We start from the raw sequence: 15,789 nt of genomic DNA, 5'->3' as shown, positions 1-15,789 counted from the left end.
CACCCCCGAGGACGCACTCGACACCGCCTGCCACCTCCACCTCACCGGTCTCGACACCTGACACGGGCAAGCGCACGCCAAGCCCGACGTCAACCCCCGAAGGATTTACGACGCAGACCACTTAGCGGCCCGGCGGGGCCCCGGAGCCGCCCGTACGCGCACGAGCGCCGCCGTCCGGCCTGGGCCGGGCGGCGGCGCTCGTGGTGGTGCTCGGTGGTGCGGGGTGCCGGGTGCGGCGCCGGCGAGCGGCGGGTCGGTGGCCGGCTGTCGGGGTCAGGACACGGGGGTCAGGGCGCGGCGGTCAGGGCGTGGCGGAGTTCGGCCTCCAGCCGGTCCAGGTCGTCGGTGTGCCCGTGGGCCGCCACGTGCCCGTCGGGCCGGATCAGGTAGTACCCGGGTCGGGTGCACAGCCCTGCCCGGCCGGGCAGGTCGGGTGTGGCCCGAAGGACGCGGAGCGCCGGCCAGGGGCCGACGGTGTGCTCGACCCGGGCGGTCCAGGCGGTGTCCCGGGCGGGCGGGCGCAGCAGCAGCGTCCAGCCCGCCGGGGCCCGTCCCGGTCCGGCCAGGCCCAGCGCGACGGCGGCGGCCCGGGGGAAGACGGAGCCGGCCCGGATCCCGCCGGGCAGCCGGTCGCGTACCCGGCAGGCACCGGTCGACGGCTGCCGGGTGTCCCGGTCGGGGGTGTAGGCGAGCCGGCGGCCCGCCATCACGGGGGCGTAGAGCCGGGCGGCGGCGCCGGTGCGGTCCAGGATGCGGAACGCGGTGTCGCGGGCGGCGACCCGGCGCCGGGTGCGGGCGGTCAGGGCCCGGGTGTGCAGGTCGGTGTCGCGGACGATGCGGCCGGTCGCCTCGACGCGTTCCCGGCCGTAGCTCTCCAGGAGCGTGGCGGGGGCCTCGCCGGCGAGGACGGCGGCGAGCTTCCAGGCGAGGTTGTGGGCGTCCTGGAGGCCGTTGTTCATGCCCTGGCCGCCCGCGGGGCTGTGCACGTGCGCCGAGTCCCCGGCCAGGAAGACCCGGCCGCGCTGGAAGTCGGTGGCCCGCCGGGCGTGGACCCGGAAGACGGTCTCCCAGACCGGTTCGGTGATCCGTACGCCGTGGGGGCCCCGGGTGTCGATGAGGCGCTGCATGTCGTCGCGGGTCAGGGTGGTGCCCTCGGGCATCACCGACAGGAAGCGGAAGACCCCGTCGGGCTGCGGGACGACGCACAGGGTCCCCGAGGTGCTCTGGTAGTACGAGATCTCGTCGGGCGGCAGGTTCCCCTCGATCCGGGTGTCGAGGAGGGCGAAGGCCATCTCGTAGGTGGATCCCTCGAAGCCGATGCCGAGTTGGCGGCGGACGTCGCTGCCCGCGCCGTCGGCGCCGATGACGAAGGGCGCGGTGAACCGCTCGACGAGGCCGTCGCCGTGTTCCAGTACGGCGGTGACCGTGCCGCCCGGCTCGATCCGGCCGGAGTAGTCGACGTCGTCGAGGCACAGCAGCCGGACGCCGCGCTCGATCTTCCCGCCGAGGGAGTGCAGCCGTTCGGTGAGGATGCGTTCCGTCTCGGGTTGGGGCAGCTGGCGGGCGGCCAGCTCCTCGGTGAAGGTGAGCGAGGCGACCGGCTTGCGGTCGGAGAAGTAGCGGAAGGCGCGTACGGGTACGGAGGCCTCCTGGACGGCCTCGCCGACGCCGAGGTCGGTGAGGATGTCGCGGACCCGGGGCCACAGCGACAGCGCCTTGGGTACCCGGGCGGCTTCGTGGGCCCGGTCGACGATCCGTACGCCCACGCCGCGCCGCAGCAGTTCGCAGGCGGCGAGCAGGCCGGTGGGACCGGCTCCGACGATCAGCACGTCGGCATCGCTGGTGGCGTTCACGGGTGTTCTCCTGCCTGTCGCCGGACGGTGGTCAGGACGACTGCGGGGCGGACAACCGCCGCAGTCGTGCGGTGAGTTCGAGGCGCTGGACCTTCATCGTGGCGGTGCGCGGCAGTTCGGAGAGCTTCATCTGCACCGGCTCCGCGAGCTGCGGCCACGCGGCGGCGGCGGCACGCCAGCGGGCCGGGTCCAGCGGCAGGTCGTCGCGGGTGCAGAGCACGGGGACGCCCGCGCCGTCCGGTCCGGGGACGACGACCAGTTCGGTCAGTTCGTCGAGCCGGCCGAGGACGGTGTCCTCGATCTCCAGGGTGGAGTGGATGCCGGGGATGGCGTCCACCTCGCGGTCCAGGAGGTGGAGGCAGCCCTCGTCGGTGCGGTATCCGAGGTCCATGCCGCGCCACCAGCCGCCGTGCACCTGGGTGTCGTAGCGCTCGCGCTCGCCGAAGTAGCCCAGGGCCCGGCCGGCGGCCTGTACGTCGATGTAGCCGGGGTTGTCGCGGGTGACCTCCTTGCCGTTGCGGCTGACGAGGCGGAACTTGGTGTCGGAGGGGAAGGCGTGGCCCTGGCAGCGGCCGTCCGCGCCCAGGGCGGTGGCGCGGGTGAAGCCGCGGCCGACGAGCGGACCCGTCTCGCTCTGTCCGTAGATCTGGTAGAAGAGCGGCGAGCTGCGGTCGGTGGCGTGCAGCAGCTTGTGCATGGTGCTGGGGTGGATGGCGTCGAAGGTGGTGCTGAAGTACTTGACGTTCGCCAGCGGGCGCAGCGGGTGATCGGCCAACACCTCCCATTCCATGAAGGAGTTGGGGTGGGACTCGATGAAGCCGGGGCGGGTCTCGGCCCACAGTCGCGCCGCGTGCTCGGGCTCGGCGTCGTTCATGATGACCATCGGGTTGCCGCGGGGCAGCAGCACGGCCAGGGCCAGGGGCATCCGCGAGTGGACGTAGCTGACGTGCAGGGCGACCGTCTCGTGCTCGCGGATCATGTCGAAGAGCTTGGCCTGCGGGCGGTAGCGGCCGTGCAGGGTGCGGGCCGAGTGCACGACCAGCTTGGGCAGGCCGGTGGTGCCGGAGGTGTGCGTCATCAGCGCGGGCAGGTCGAGGTGGGGGACGACGGGGGCCTGCCGCGGGGAGCCGGCCAGGTCCGCTAGGGAGACCGTGCCCGGACGGGACCCGGCCACGATGATCACCTGGCCGGCGATCTCCGCGAGGGGGGTGCCGGCGAAGGGTCCGTCGAGCTTGTCGGTGTCGGTGACCAGGTGGGGCGAGCCGAGCCGGCGCAGCAGCGCGAGGACGCTGTCGGCGTCCAGGTACGGGGAGAGCTGGACGGGGACGGCTCCGAGGCGGGCGACGGCGGAGGACAGGATGTTGATGTCGAAGCCGTTGGACTTGTGGAGGGCGACGTGGTCGCTGCGGCGCACCCCGGCCGCGTACAGGCGGGCCGCGGTGTCGTCTGTGTACTCGGCCAGTTCGGCGAACGTCAGGCGTCGCCCCGCCGCGGGGAAGAGGTCCAGGTCGTGGTCGAGGATGATCAGCTGGTCGCCGTGGGTCTGGGCGGCCCGCTCGGCCACGAGACCCATGTACAGGCCCTTGTCACTGCCGTTGACGGGAAGCATTGCGGAACTCCTTCGTGGGAGGGGTGTGGGTGGTGGGCCGGTCAGATCAGGCCGGTGAGCAGGGACTCGACGATGCGGACGCCGTCCCGGGTGAGCACGGATTCGGGGTGGAACTGCATGGAGGCGAAGTGCGGTCCGCGCAGGGCGTGCACCTCGTCGGTCTCCGGGTCGCGGCTGATCTCGAAGACGCCGACGCCCTCGGCCTCGGCCTTGTCCTCGGCGCCGCGGGCGGCGAACGTGTTGTAGAAGCCGACGCGTTCGGTCGAGCCGAAGAGTCGGATCTGTCGCTGTACGCCCTGGTTGGGGTGGTCGCGGCGGACCAGGTCGAGCCCCAGTTCCCGGGAGAGGACCTGGTGGCTGAGGCACACGGCGAGGAAGGGCCGCCGCTTGGCGAGCAGTGCGCGGATGTCGGCCGACAGTCGGGCGATCTTCGGATGGTCGGCGTCGCGCGGGTCGCCGGGTCCGGGTCCCATGACGACCAGGTCGTGGTCGTCGAGGGAGTACGGCTCGTCGAAGCGGCTCACGGTCACCCGCAGGCCCATCGAGCGGAGCTGGTGGGCGATCATCGAGGTGAAGGTGTCCTCCGCGTCCACGACGAGGACCGAGCGTCCGATCAACGAGGCCTGGGGCAGGGCGCGTTCGCCTTCCTCGGCCAGCCAGTAGCCGGCGATGGAGTCGTTGCGACGGGCCAGGGCGGCGCGGACGTCCGGGTGGGCGGAGAACCGGGTGGCGCCGTCCGATTCCAGTGCGGCGAGCAGGCCGGCGGCCTTGGCCTTGGTCTCCGCGACCTCGGACTCGGGATCGGAGTGGCGCACCAGGGTGGCTCCCACGCCGATGGAGACCCGGCCGGCCGCGTCGATGTCGGCGGTGCGGATGAGGATCGACGAGTCGAGTTCCCGTTCGCCCGTCTCGTCCGTGCCGATGAGGGCGACGACTCCGCTGTAGTAGCCGCGGCCCCGGGGTTCGTACCTGCTGATGACGCGGCAGGCGCTCTCCAGCGGGCTGCCGGTGACGGTGGGGGCGAACATCGTCTCGCGCAGGATCTCGCGCGGGTCGCGGGTGGTGCGCCCCTCGATGAGGTACTCGGTGTGCGCGAGGCGCGCCATCTCCTTGAGGTAGGGGCCGACGACCCGGCCGCCCCCCTCGCAGACCCGCGCCATCATCTTGAGTTCCTCGTCGACGACCATGTACAGCTCGTCGGTCTCCTTGCGGTCCGCGAGGAAGTCCATCACCTGCGGCAGGGTGGGGCCGCCGGCCGGGTAGCGGTAGGTGCCGCTGATGGGGTTCATCACGGCGGTGCCGCGGTGCACGCTGATGTGGCGTTCGGGGGTGGCGCCCACGAAGGTGCGGTCCCCGGTGTGGACGACGAAGGTCCAGTAGCCGCCCGACTCCTGCTCCAGGAGCCGGCGGAAGAGGGTCAGGGCGCTGCGCGGGGTGTAGTCGGTGATCTCCGCGGTGAAGGAGCGCTTGATGACGAAGTTCGCCCCCTCGCCGGTGCCGATCTCGTCGGCGATGACGCGACGGACGATGTCCGCGTAGCCGGCGTCGTCGATGTCGAACTCGCCGCCGGTGAGTCGGATGGGCCGGTCGCCGATGCGGGCTGCGGCCTCCGCGAGCGCGAGCCGCTCCTGACCGGTGACGGCGAGGGTGATGAGCGGGGAGCCGTCGTCGGCGGCCTCGAAGCCGCGTTCGCGGATCTGCCGGAAGGGTACGAGGACCAGCGCCTCGTGCCGGCCGGGCTCGGCCGCGCCCCGGTCGGGCAGGGGTACGGACTCCAGGGACTCGGGGTGGGACACGTCGCCGACGAGGACCTCCACCAGGCCCGGCCCGGTGGCGCCGGGCCGGTGCAGCAGGGCGAACGGCGGGGGTGCGGGGGCGAGGATCAGATCGAGCAGGTCGCGCACCGCCGGCTCCCGGGCGGCGGTCATGCCAGGGTCTCCTTCACGGTGGTGACGACGGCGCAGCGCCGGGCGGCGTAGTCGAGGGTCCGGTGGTGGTCCTCCTCGGTGAAGTCGGCCAAGGCGTCCGCGACCAGGAAGGTCTCGATGTCGTGGCTGAACGACTCGACCGCCGTGGCGAGTACGCCGACGTGGGCGTACACCCCGCAGACGACGAGTTGGTCGCGTCCGGCCTCCCGCATCCGGGCCAGCAGGTCGGTGTGGTGGAAGGCGCTGTAGCGCCACTTGGTGAACACCCAGTCCTCGGGGCCGGGCTTCAGTTCGTCGGCGATCTCCCGGTCGGCGCGCGAGGGCTTCATACCGGGCCCCCAGAAGTCCCGCAGCAGTCCGCGCTGGCGCTCGGTCATGCCGCCGGGCTGGGCCGTGTAGGCGACGGGGACGCCGAGTTCGGCGCATCTGTCGCGCAACTGGGCGCAGTTGCGTACGAGTTCGCTGCGCAGGGGTTCCGGCAGCGGGGCCAGGAAGTAGCGCTGCATGTCGTGTACCAGCAGGACGGCGCGGGCCGGGTCGACGGACCAGGCGGCGGTGTTGAGGGGCAGGTCCCCCGATGTCGGCATCGGGTAGGCCTCGATGGTCGGGATGCCGGCCATGGCTTCCTCTCGTGGCTCTGACGTGGTGGAGGGTGCGGGTGGGGGTGGTGCGGGACGGCGGCGGGTCGTGGGCGCGGCGTCAGACGCCGAGAGTGGCGCCGCCGTCGACCGTGAGCGTGTGCAGGGTGATGTGCGCGGCCTCGTCGGAGAGCAGGAACGCCACGGCGTCGGCGATGTGTCGGGGCTGTGCGAGCCGGCCGAGGGGGATGCCGACGCGGTACGTGTCCCCGTGTCCCTCGATGGAGCCGCGCGGGCCGGATTCGTCGTGCCACATGGACCGCAGCATCGGCGTGTCGGTGGAGCCGGGGGCGACGACGTTGCAGCGGATGCCGTGGCGGGCGACTTCCAGGCCGAGGGACTTGGTGAACATGGTGGCCGCGGCCTTGGAGGCGGCGTAGGCGGCCATGTCGGCACGGGGGGTGCCGGCGGCGTTGGAGGCGACGGTGACGAGGGAGCCCCTGGCACGCTCGGCCATCCGGTTGACCACGGCCCGGGAGACGTGGAAGACCCCGGTGGTGTTGACGGCGAAGGTGGCGTTCCAGTCCTCGTCGGTGAACGCGCGGGCCTGGCCCAGGCGCAGGATGCCGGCGGCGTTGACGAGGTGCTCGATGGGGCCGAGTTCACTCTCCGCGGCCGCGACGGTCCGCTCGACGTCGGCGCTGCTGGTGACGTCGGTGGGGAAGGCGACGGCCTTGACGCCCTGGTCGGCCCACTCCTCGACGGCCCGCCGCAACGCCACCGGATCGCGGTCCACGGCGGCGATGAGGACGCCCCGTTCCCCGAGGGTGAGGGCGACCGCGCGGCCTATCCCGCCGGCCGCTCCCGTGACGAGGGCTGTGGTGCCTTCCATCAGAAGCTCCAACTGGATACGACGGATATGGCCTGTCCGGGGTTGAGCCGCGGGTCGCAGTGACTGGTGTAGAACTCGCCGACCCGATCGATGGCGGACGGGTCGGAGACGCATTCGGTGACGGCGTCCGGGGTGGTCTCCAGGTGGAAGCCGCCCGCGACACCGCCGGCCTCGGTGACGGCGAAGTGGAAGGCCACGGCCTCGCGTTCGACCGTCTCGACGTAGCGGGTCTTGTAACCGTCGGGGGTGCTGACGGTGTTGCCGTGCATGGGGTCGGTCAGCCAGATCACCGGGTGTCCGGCCTCGCGGACGGCGGTCACGAGCGGGGGCAGGGCGTCGGGGACGGCGTCGGCGCCCATCCGGGCGATCAGGGTGAGGCGGCCGGGCTCGCGGTCCGGGTCGAGCCGTTCGCACAGGGCGAGGAGCTCCGCCTGGCTCATGTTCGGGCCGACCTTGCAGGCCACCGGGTTGCTCACCCGGGACAACAGCTCGACGTGGGCGCCGTCGACCTGCCGGGTGCGCTCGCCGATCCAGGGCCAGTGGGTGGAGGCCAGCATCAGTCCGCCCGCCTCGTCACCGCGGAGCATCGACACCTCGTAGTCGAGGAGCAGCGCCTCGTGGCTGGTCCACACCATGGGGTCGATGCCGGCGCCGGGGCTGCCGGGGCGCCAGCCGAGGCCCCGCATCACGTCGTCGGCGGCCATGTAGCCGGTGAGCAGCCGCAGCGGGTCGGGGCGGCGGGTGTCGACGTCGGGTTCGGGTCCGTTGACCATGTGGCCCCGGAAGACGGGCATGTCGACCCCGTCGACGACCTCGGTGGGGCGCGAGCGGGGCTTGGCGTACTGGCCGGCGATCCTGCCGACGCGCAGCACCGGCTTGCCGGTGATCAGTCGCAGCGAACCGGCGAGCAGGTCCAGGACGGCGGCCTTGCGGGCGACGTGGTCGGGCGTGCATTCGGCCGGGTCCTCGGCGCAGTCGCCGACCTGGACCACGTGGGCCTGGCCGGCCGCCACCCGGGCCAGCAGCCCGCGCAGGGTCCGTACGTCGTCGGCCGCCACCAGTGAGGGGCGGGCCAGGAGTTCCTCCCTGACCCGACGCAACTGCGCGGGGTCGTCCCAGTCCGGCTGTTGGAGCGCGGGTTTCAGCCGGATGCCGGTATCGGCGTTTTCCACGGGTTGCCTCCGAGTAGACGAGCGAGGGCGCGGTGCGCTCTGCCGCGCGGTGCGGGTCGCGGGAGCGGGGCGCGCGGGCGAATTGCGGGGGTGGTGCGGGGTGCCCGAAGGGGCGGGCGGGACGCGCGGGGCCGCGCCGGGGGCGGGGGCCGCGGGTGTGGGGTGTACGGGCCGAAAAGCGGGGGCGAGCGCCCGGGACGCGGCGCGGTCGGAGGCCGGTCGGTCGGGGCCGGGCGGACGGGCCCGGCCCCGATCGTGCCCCGCGGGACACGGCGCGGGGCGGCACGGGGCGGCATGGGGCGGCATGGGGCCCCGGCCATGCGGATGGCGGGCACGGCACACGGCCGGTGGGCACGCGGCGGCGGGGCGCCCGGGTACGGGACGTACTCGGGTGCCCCGACTGCGCTGCGAGGCGCGCGACCGGGCGCCGCGGCCGGGCGGACCCCCGACGGCAGGGCCTGGGTCCTGTCGTCGAAGGGGCGCCGGGTGGGCCCCCGACGACAGGGCCTAGGCGAGGCCCTTGCGGAGCGCGGCGGTGATCTCGACGGTGCGGCGGGCCTGGTACTCGATGGCGGCGAGGTTGTCCTCGGTGACGTTGCCCGCCTCGTTGCGCGAGACGCTGCTCACTCCGTACGGGTTGCCGTTGGTCGGGGCCAGCTGGATCGGGTCGGCCACACCGGGCGGCACGATGATCGCGCCCCAGTGGTAGAAGGCGTTGTTGAGTGCCAGGAGGGTGCTCTCCTGGCCGCCGTGCAGGGTCGCGGTGGAGGTGAACGAGGACATCACCTTGTTCAGGAGTCCGCGCTTGGAGTGCAGGGGAAGGGTCTGGTCGATGAACTGCTTGAGCGAGGCGGCGGGCAGACCGTAGCGGCCCGGGGTCCCCCACAGCACCGCGTCGGCCCATTCGAGGTCGTCGAGCGTGGCCTCGGGGATGTCCGCGACGGCGGCGAGGTGCTCCTCCCATGCCGCGTTCCAGGTGTCGTTGCCGGGCACGACCGTCTCGGTGGTGAGTTCGGCGGTCCTGCGCAACCGCACCTCCGCGCCCGCCTTCTCGGCGGCGGCCGCGGCGGCCACGGCGAGCTGGTGGACGTTTCCCTGGGAGGAGTAGTAGATGACGGCGACCTTGGTCATGTCCGGGGTCCCTCGGTTCGATCGGTTGGAATGTCCCGATCCTGTGGGACCCGGCGGCCACGGCCAATGGTCGTCCGGGCTATCCGTCAACTGCTCAGCTCGCTAGGTCAGGTCGCCCTCCCAGGTCCGTCAGGTAGCCCCGACCGTGCCGTTCGCGGCGCGCCGGATCGGTCAGGTCCGTCACTTCCGCCGTGGCCCTCCGGGTGTTGGGCCGGCCGCTGAGCAGGGCGATGGCGTGCGCGGCCGAGGCGAGGGTGGCGTGCCGGTGCCAGCCGTTGAAGGAGCGGCCGGAGAAGTCCCGGATGCCGACCTGGTCGGCCACCTCGGCGAGGTCCCGGTCGACCCGGTGGGTGAGCCGGATCAACTGGGTCAACTCCACCGGTCGCACCCCCGTCAGGTCGGTGAGCCACAGTTCGGCCGGGAGTTGGCCGCCGTCCGAGATCCCGAGGAGCAACAGTTCCTCGGCCACGCCGGGGCGGCCTCCGGGGCGTCGGGTGTCGGCGGTCAGGGTGGCGCTGACGGCGACGAGCGAGCCCGGCCGCCGGACGCCGCTGAGCGGTGTCTCCGGTCCGGGTGCCCGGCGGGGTTCCAGCTGACGCAGGTGCCAGGCCGTGGACATGATCTGTTGGGTCGTCATGCTGGCGCCGCGGCGGGGGAAGGTGGGTTCCAGCACGGTGAGGCGTACGGAGGGGTCCACCCGCAGCAGCCAGGGCGTGCCGGCGGCCCGCAGTCGGTGGACGGTGCTCAGGACGTCGGCGTTGCGCGCGTCCATCACCAGGGGGCGGACCGGGAGACCGGAGTCCCTGATCATCGCCAGATAGGCCTCGACCGAGCACTGGGCGAGGCTCTCCTGCACGGTGGTCTCGGGGATGGCGGCCTGGCTGCGCCGGTTCTCGTCCTCCAGCCAGCGGTGGGTGAGGTGGAGCCGCCAGTGCAGGGGCGAGCTCCAGTCGTGGGCGGCGGCCCAGACGCCCACGGCCTGTTGGGCGTTGATGACCTGACCCAGTTCCGGCACGAAGCGCCGCTCGACGCCCACGGAGGTCTCGCCGGCCTTCGGGATGATCATGGGATGGACCACGTACGCCTGCGGTGGCGACACCCGTTCGATGTGCTGGGCCAGGGCCCTCCGGACGGGGGTCCAGTCCCAGGTCGAGCTGGAGATGAAGTGGTGGAGGCTCTGCTCGGCGGCGTCCCCTCCGAGCAGCGTCGCGATGTTGCGGATCGACTTGCGGCCCTCGGCGCCCAACAGGCCCCGCACGTAGTGGATGGCCTTCATCCGCTGGTCGCTCCGCGGCATGGACGCGAAGAGTCCCGAGCACAACTCGAAGACCACCGATTCCTCGTCCCCGGGGCGCCGCGTTCCTTCGCGTGCGATGCATTCGGCGTGCTGATCGCCCGTCGGCTGCTTCCGGACCGTGATGCCGCTCCGCAGGATCGTGCTCCTCATGGAAGTCTCCCCTCCGACCGGGCGTTGCCCGGCCAGCTGCCTGCATGTGTCTGCCGAGCGGCGGCTGTGCTGAGCACATGCCGCCACGGAGACGCAGCTTCACGCGGGGCGACCAAGCGGGGGCAAAGGATCGGGAAGCCCCGCCTCCGTGCCCGCGCGGATCGTGGCGTACGCCGCCGGCCGGCCCGGGGTGCTCGGGGACCGCGGTTCCGGATCGGCGTCCGGGTCTCCGGTGAGGGCGAGTCGGATCAGTTCCGGTATCCGGAACGACGGCACCGACATCTCCCGGGTTCCCGTGGGGATCCGGCCGGACAGTTCGACGGCGTGGTGGTCGAGCAGGGTGCCCAGGAGCTGTTCGGCGGTGCTCGTGGCCACCCCGAGGAGTTGCGCGGCGTCCCGGACCACGAAGGCCCCGGGGGCGGAACGGCTGAGTACGGTGAGCGCCCGACCCGCCGGCTGGGGCAACCGGGCGCAGGACTGCTCGACCCGGGCCAGTACGTCCCAGGTCCCCGAACGCAGTTCTACCCGGCGTTGGCGTTCGTTGGCCAGCCGTTCGGCGAAATCGGCCGTGGACCACATGGGGCGGGCCGCCAGGGTCTCCCCCATCGCCCTGATCCCCAGGGGGACGTGGCCCATCAGCCGGACGATCCCCCGGGCCGCCGGGTGGTCGCCCGGGGGCCGGGCCGCGGGGCCGGCGGCCGCGGCGAACAGTGCGGCGCCGTCCTCGGTGCTCATCGGCCCGAGCGTCAGGTGCGCGGCGCCCGGCAACCCGGGCAGCCGGACCCGGGAGGTGGTGATGACGGTGCTGCGGCTGCCGCCGGGGAGCAGCGGCAGGATCTGCCGGGCGGACGCGGCGTCCTCCAGCAGCAGGAGCAGCGCCCGGCCCGCGGTGTGGTCGCGGAACCTGCGGGCCAGCTCGTCCTCGGCCCATCCGGCGGGGTCCCCGTCCGAGGTGGGCACGGAGTCGAGGTGCAGGTCCCGCAGGAAGGAGCGCAGGATCAGCGTGGGGCTGATCGGCGTCTCCCGGTCGCTGTGCAGCCGGGCGTACAACTGGCCGTCGGGGAAGCGGCCGCTGAGCAGGTGGGCGGCCCGGACGGCCAGCACGCTCTTGCCGGTGCCGATGCCGCCGAGGACGGTGACGATCCGGGGCGCGGCGCGCCGTTCGGGTTCCTCCTCGGGGGCGGCCAGGGCGAGCAGCCGGTCGAGTTCGCGGCGACGTCCGATGAAGTCCGGGGTGTCGGGCGGGAGTTGCGTCAGCCTGGGAAGGGCCGCCGGCGTCGCCGTGGCGGGGCCCCGGGCGGGCCGGCCGGGCGCGAGCAGGTGCGCGGGGGTGGGCGCGCCGAGGCGCGGGTCGGCGCTCAGTACCTCCTGCTGGAGTTTGCGGACCCAGTCGGAGGGTTCGATGCCCAGTTCCCGGACGAGGTTGCGGCGCAGCCGGGTGAACGCGTCCAGGGCGGTGGCGCGTTGGCCGGAGCGGTGTGCGGCGAGGACGAGGTCGGCGGCGAACCTCTCGTTCAGCGGGTGTTCGGCGGTGAGCCGGCGCAGTTCGTCGAGCAGCGATCCGTGGAGGCCGAGTTGGAGGTCCGCCTGGACCCTCATTTCCAGCGCGCTGACCCGGGTGGCCTCGATCCGGCTGATCCGCGAGGCGAGTTCGGGGCCGGCGGGCACGTCGGCGAAGGCGTCCCCGCGCCACAGGGCGAGGGCGGCCCGCAGCGCGCCGGCGGCCTCGCGGGCGTTGCCGGCGTCCAGGTCGACGCGGGCCAGCCCGATGCGGCGTTCGAAGTCCCAGAGGTCCACCTCCTCGGGGCGCAGCCGCAGCAGGTAGCCGTTCGTACGGGTCTCCAGCCGGTCGGAGGAGTGCGGTACGGGAGCGGGGCCGTGCGCGGGGACCGGCCGCCGGGCCAGGGCGCGGCGCAACTGGTACACGTACGTCTGGACCGTCTTGCGGGCGAGTCGCGGCGGGTCGATCTCCCACAGTTCCTCGATGAGGGCGGCGAGCGGCACGGGCCGTCCCGCGCGCAGCAGGAGCACGGCCAGGACCCGCCGGACCTGGGGCGCGGTGGGGGTGCGGGATTCGCCGTCGAGACGCACGTCGAGCGGTCCGAGGACCCCGATCCGCAAGGCGGGGCCCCCGGGTGCGGCGGGGTCCCGCTGGAGCACCGCGGTGGTCTCCATGGACGGCTCCTCTCCGCACGGTGTGCCCTGCCGGCCTGCGACTGCGATGCGAGAACAGTGGCCCACGGCGGTTTATGGCCGGTCACTCGTCGTCCTGCCGGTCCGCGGCGGGCGGGAGGGGAGGTCGGGGAGGGTCAGGGCCTGGTGTTCCAGCCCGCGATGACCGGGAGTTCGTGCTCGGTCGACAGGAGGCTGACCGTCCCGGTGCGCAGCAGGAACAGCCGCCCCTCGGCGGGGGGCAGCCCGAGGTAGCGGGCCGTCAGCACCCGCAGGAAGTGGCCGTGGGCGACCACCACCACGTCACCGCGGTCCTCCCGCAGCACCTCGGCGATCCGGGCCAGCGCGCGGTCCGCGCGGGCCCCGACCTGCTCGGCCTGCTCACCGGGATGCCCGGCGTCCCCGGGCGGCACCCCGTCGGTCCACAGCGACCAGTTCGGCCGGGTCTTTCGGATCTCCGCCGTGGTCACGCCCTCGTAGCCGCCGTAGTCCCATTCGTGCAGGTCGGGGTCGGTGACGCCGTCGCTCAGCCCGGCGAGCTGGGCCGTGGCCACCGCTCGGCGCAGCGGGCTGGTCAGCACCAGGGCGGGCTGCCGGTCCAGGAAGAACGGGGCCAGGGAGATGGCCTCCTCGACCCCGCGCGCGGTCAGCGGGATGTCCGTCAGCCCGGTGTGCTTCCCGTTGGCGCTCCACGCCGTCTCACCGTGCCTCACCAGCATCAGGTCACTCATCCTCCGGACGATAGTCGCTCCGGCATGTCGGCGCCGAAGTCGCCGGGCAGGCGTGTCACTGTCGGGCGTCATGAATGTGAGCACGTTCTACGCCTTGTTCTCCGCCACCTGTTTCACCCTGGTCGGTCTGTGGTGGAACGTCGTGCAGAGCCATGCCGCACGGATGGGTGCTGGGGCACGCGCTGGTGTGGCGGTTCATGGCGGGCGAGGGCCGGGCCGAGGAGGCGACCTGACGCGTGCGGGTCCGACGCGGCGGCGTCCGATCGGGGGCGCCGAGCGGGCGCCGAGCGGGGCTTGCATCGGGCGTCGATCGGGGCTTGGGTCGGCCGCGCGGAAATCGATGCGCAAACGGTGCGAGTTGGTCGGGGACTCCTCCGCTCGCGAGGCTCGGGGCATGGACGACCGGATGGACGACCAGACGTACCGGCACGACCGGCGGTCGCACCCGCGCCCCGCATGGGGCGCGCCGGGCACCCTGGCGTACGAGGACGAGGCGCCGGACGAGGCGCGCATCGCGGCCGGTTTCGCGGCGGGCGACGAGCGCTCCATGGAGGCCGCGTACCGCCGGTGGCGGCCGCTGGTGCACTCCCTGGCGCGCCGCTCGCTCGGCGACGAACGCGAGGCCGAGGACGTGACCCAGCAGGTGTTCCTGGCCGCCTGGCGCGGGCGCGGCGGCTACCGCCCGGGCTCCGGCGGACTCGGGGCCTGGCTGACCGGGATCACCCGCCACAAGGTGGCCGACGCCCTGGAGGCCCGGACCCGGCGGGCCCGGGCGGTCGCGGCCGCCGCCCGCGCCTTCCACGAGTTCGCCCGGTGGCCCGCGGCCTGTGACCGACCGGAGCCGGAGCAGGTCGTGGACCGGGTGTTGATCCTCGGGGAGCTGGCCCGGCTGCCGGCGGCGCAGCAGCGCGTCATGCGGCTCGCCTTCTACGGGGACCTGACCCAGAGCCAGATCGCGGATCGCACGGGGCTGCCGCTGGGCACGGTCAAGAGCCACATGCGGCGGGCCCTGGGCGTCCTGCGCGCGTCGGTGGCGCCGGCCCTGTCACCCCGCACGCCGGAGACCGCGGCCAGGTGACGGGCCGCGCCGGCGGCGCGGATACGCGGCACGGGGCGGCGGTGGAGCGGCGGTGGAGCGGGAGTCCGATCGGTGCCCGGGCGGGGCTTCGACCGGCGCCGGCGGCGCGGCTCCGCGGCGGCGGGACCGGGAGGACCGGGCGGGGTCTACGCCCGTGTCACGGTCGTCGGGCCCGTCCTCGTGGCCGGTTCGGCGTGGTCTGCGGAGCGCACGGCGTTTTCGATGACGGTGAGGCCCGAGCGCAGGCCGAACAGCCGCTCGGTGCGCGGGCCCGGAGTTCCCGTGCCCCAGCCGGGTCCGGCGAGCAGCAGCGCCGAGTGTCCGCGCGCGCCGCGCAGCCCCCATTCGATGGCGGCGACCGAACGCACCAGGGCCCGGTCGGCGGTGCTCCGGGACTGGGACCACAGGACGGCCGCGCGCGGGCCCGTGCGCCGGACCGCCTCGTGGAGGGCCTCGGCGGGCAGGGCGGCGCCGAACATCCTCACCGGCAGGCCCCGTTCACCGAGCACGGCGGCCAGCGCCTCCATCGGCAGGGTGTGCTGCTCCCCCGGCGCGCAGGCCAACAGCACGGGTGAGGAACGCAGTTGCTCCGCCGCGGGTCGTACCCGGCGCAGCGCGCACGAGACGTGCCAGGAGAGCAGGTGCTCGACCTCCACGTAACGTTCCCCGGCCGAGGCCCACTTGCGGCCCACCGCGTGCAGGGTCGGCGCGATGATCTCCTCCCATGCGGTGACCAGGCCGTGTTCCGTGACGGCGGATTCCAGCAGGTGTTCCACCGCCGGGGCGTCGAGTCGTACGGCGGCCCGGGCGAGCCCCCTGCACTCGGGGCGCACCTCGCCGAGCGGGAGCGCGTTGGGGCCGCCGGGCGCCGCCGCCGATTCGGGGACGGCCGCCGGCTCCGGGGCGGGGACCCCGGCGGGGCTCGCGCCGACGGCGGCCCGGGCGGCCTCGGAGGGCGGTACCCCCTGGGCGGTCAGCCGGCACATCAGTTCCAGGCGGGCGATGTCCTGCGCGGTCCAGCGGCGGTGCCTGCCGTCCTCGCGGGTCGCGGGGCCGATGGCGTACCGGCGTTCCCAGGACCGCAGGGTGGTGGGTGACACCCCGAGGCGCCGGGCCACGGCGCCGGTGCTCAGCGCCGCCGCGGGCAGTTCCGGGGGGTTCTCGTGGGGCAGGTGGGGCGGCACGGGGTCCACCCGTT

Annotated in this window: 11 protein-coding genes and 1 pseudogene; 1 reads left to right on the top strand and 11 read right to left on the bottom strand. The window is 73.8% G+C overall.

The window, feature by feature from the left end; genetic code table 11:
* Positions 1–287 precede the first annotated feature (287 nt).
* The 10 genes and pseudogenes from OTB19_RS26870 to OTB19_RS26825 form a co-directional block, all read right to left on the bottom strand.
* Positions 288–1,853: an FAD-dependent monooxygenase gene (locus OTB19_RS26870; protein ID WP_267801073.1), complete on the bottom strand. Its 1,566-nt coding sequence runs from the start codon at positions 1,851–1,853 to the stop codon at positions 288–290.
* Between the two features lie 31 nt (positions 1,854–1,884).
* The gene (locus tag OTB19_RS26865) at positions 1,885–3,462 is read right to left on the bottom strand and encodes a class I adenylate-forming enzyme family protein (RefSeq protein WP_267801072.1); all 1,578 of its coding nucleotides are present in this window, start codon (positions 3,460–3,462) and stop codon (positions 1,885–1,887) included.
* A 41-nt stretch (positions 3,463–3,503) separates the two neighbouring features.
* Positions 3,504–5,390, bottom strand: a complete 1,887-nt coding sequence (locus OTB19_RS26860; RefSeq protein WP_267801071.1) for an anthranilate synthase family protein — start codon at positions 5,388–5,390, stop codon at positions 3,504–3,506.
* On the bottom strand, positions 5,387–6,010 hold the full coding sequence (locus OTB19_RS26855) for an isochorismatase family protein (RefSeq protein ID WP_267801070.1): 624 nt from the start codon (positions 6,008–6,010) through the stop codon (positions 5,387–5,389). Before OTB19_RS26855 ends, OTB19_RS26860 begins: the two co-directional genes overlap by 4 nt.
* Positions 6,011–6,089: 79 nt before the next feature.
* Positions 6,090–6,860, bottom strand: coding sequence for a 2,3-dihydro-2,3-dihydroxybenzoate dehydrogenase (locus OTB19_RS26850; RefSeq protein ID WP_267801069.1), 771 nt, complete (start codon positions 6,858–6,860; stop codon positions 6,090–6,092).
* Positions 6,860–8,032, bottom strand: coding sequence for a 3-deoxy-7-phosphoheptulonate synthase (locus OTB19_RS26845; protein ID WP_267801068.1), 1,173 nt, complete (start codon positions 8,030–8,032; stop codon positions 6,860–6,862). The genes OTB19_RS26850 and OTB19_RS26845 overlap by 1 nt, the downstream gene beginning before the upstream one ends.
* A gap of 507 nt (positions 8,033–8,539) precedes the next feature.
* Positions 8,540–9,163, bottom strand: a complete 624-nt coding sequence (locus OTB19_RS26840) for an NAD(P)H-dependent oxidoreductase (protein ID WP_267801067.1) — start codon at positions 9,161–9,163, stop codon at positions 8,540–8,542.
* A 205-nt stretch (positions 9,164–9,368) separates the two neighbouring features.
* Positions 9,369–10,610: pseudogene (locus OTB19_RS26835) on the bottom strand (IS701 family transposase); the annotation flags it as partial.
* A gap of 99 nt (positions 10,611–10,709) precedes the next feature.
* The gene (locus OTB19_RS26830) at positions 10,710–12,785 is read right to left on the bottom strand and encodes an AfsR/SARP family transcriptional regulator (protein WP_267801065.1); all 2,076 of its coding nucleotides are present in this window, start codon (positions 12,783–12,785) and stop codon (positions 10,710–10,712) included.
* A 134-nt stretch (positions 12,786–12,919) separates the two neighbouring features.
* Positions 12,920–13,513 (bottom strand): histidine phosphatase family protein, encoded by a 594-nt coding sequence (locus OTB19_RS26825; RefSeq protein WP_267801064.1) that lies wholly within the window; start codon positions 13,511–13,513, stop codon positions 12,920–12,922.
* Positions 13,514–13,907: 394 nt separating this feature from the next.
* Between OTB19_RS26825 and OTB19_RS26820 the strand changes: the two genes are divergently transcribed.
* On the top strand, positions 13,908–14,591 hold the full coding sequence (locus OTB19_RS26820) for an RNA polymerase sigma factor (protein WP_267801063.1): 684 nt from the start codon (positions 13,908–13,910) through the stop codon (positions 14,589–14,591).
* 146 nt (positions 14,592–14,737) lie between these two features.
* Here OTB19_RS26820 and OTB19_RS26815 read toward each other — a convergent pair whose 3' ends face one another.
* Positions 14,738–15,784: a MerR family transcriptional regulator gene (locus OTB19_RS26815; protein WP_267801062.1), complete on the bottom strand. Its 1,047-nt coding sequence runs from the start codon at positions 15,782–15,784 to the stop codon at positions 14,738–14,740.
* Positions 15,785–15,789 lie beyond the last annotated feature (5 nt).

Source organism: Streptomyces sp. H27-H5, from assembly GCF_026627505.1.
Taxonomy (GTDB): Bacteria; Actinomycetota; Actinomycetes; order Streptomycetales; family Streptomycetaceae; genus Streptomyces.
This window is presented reverse-complemented; position numbering and strand designations above follow the sequence as displayed.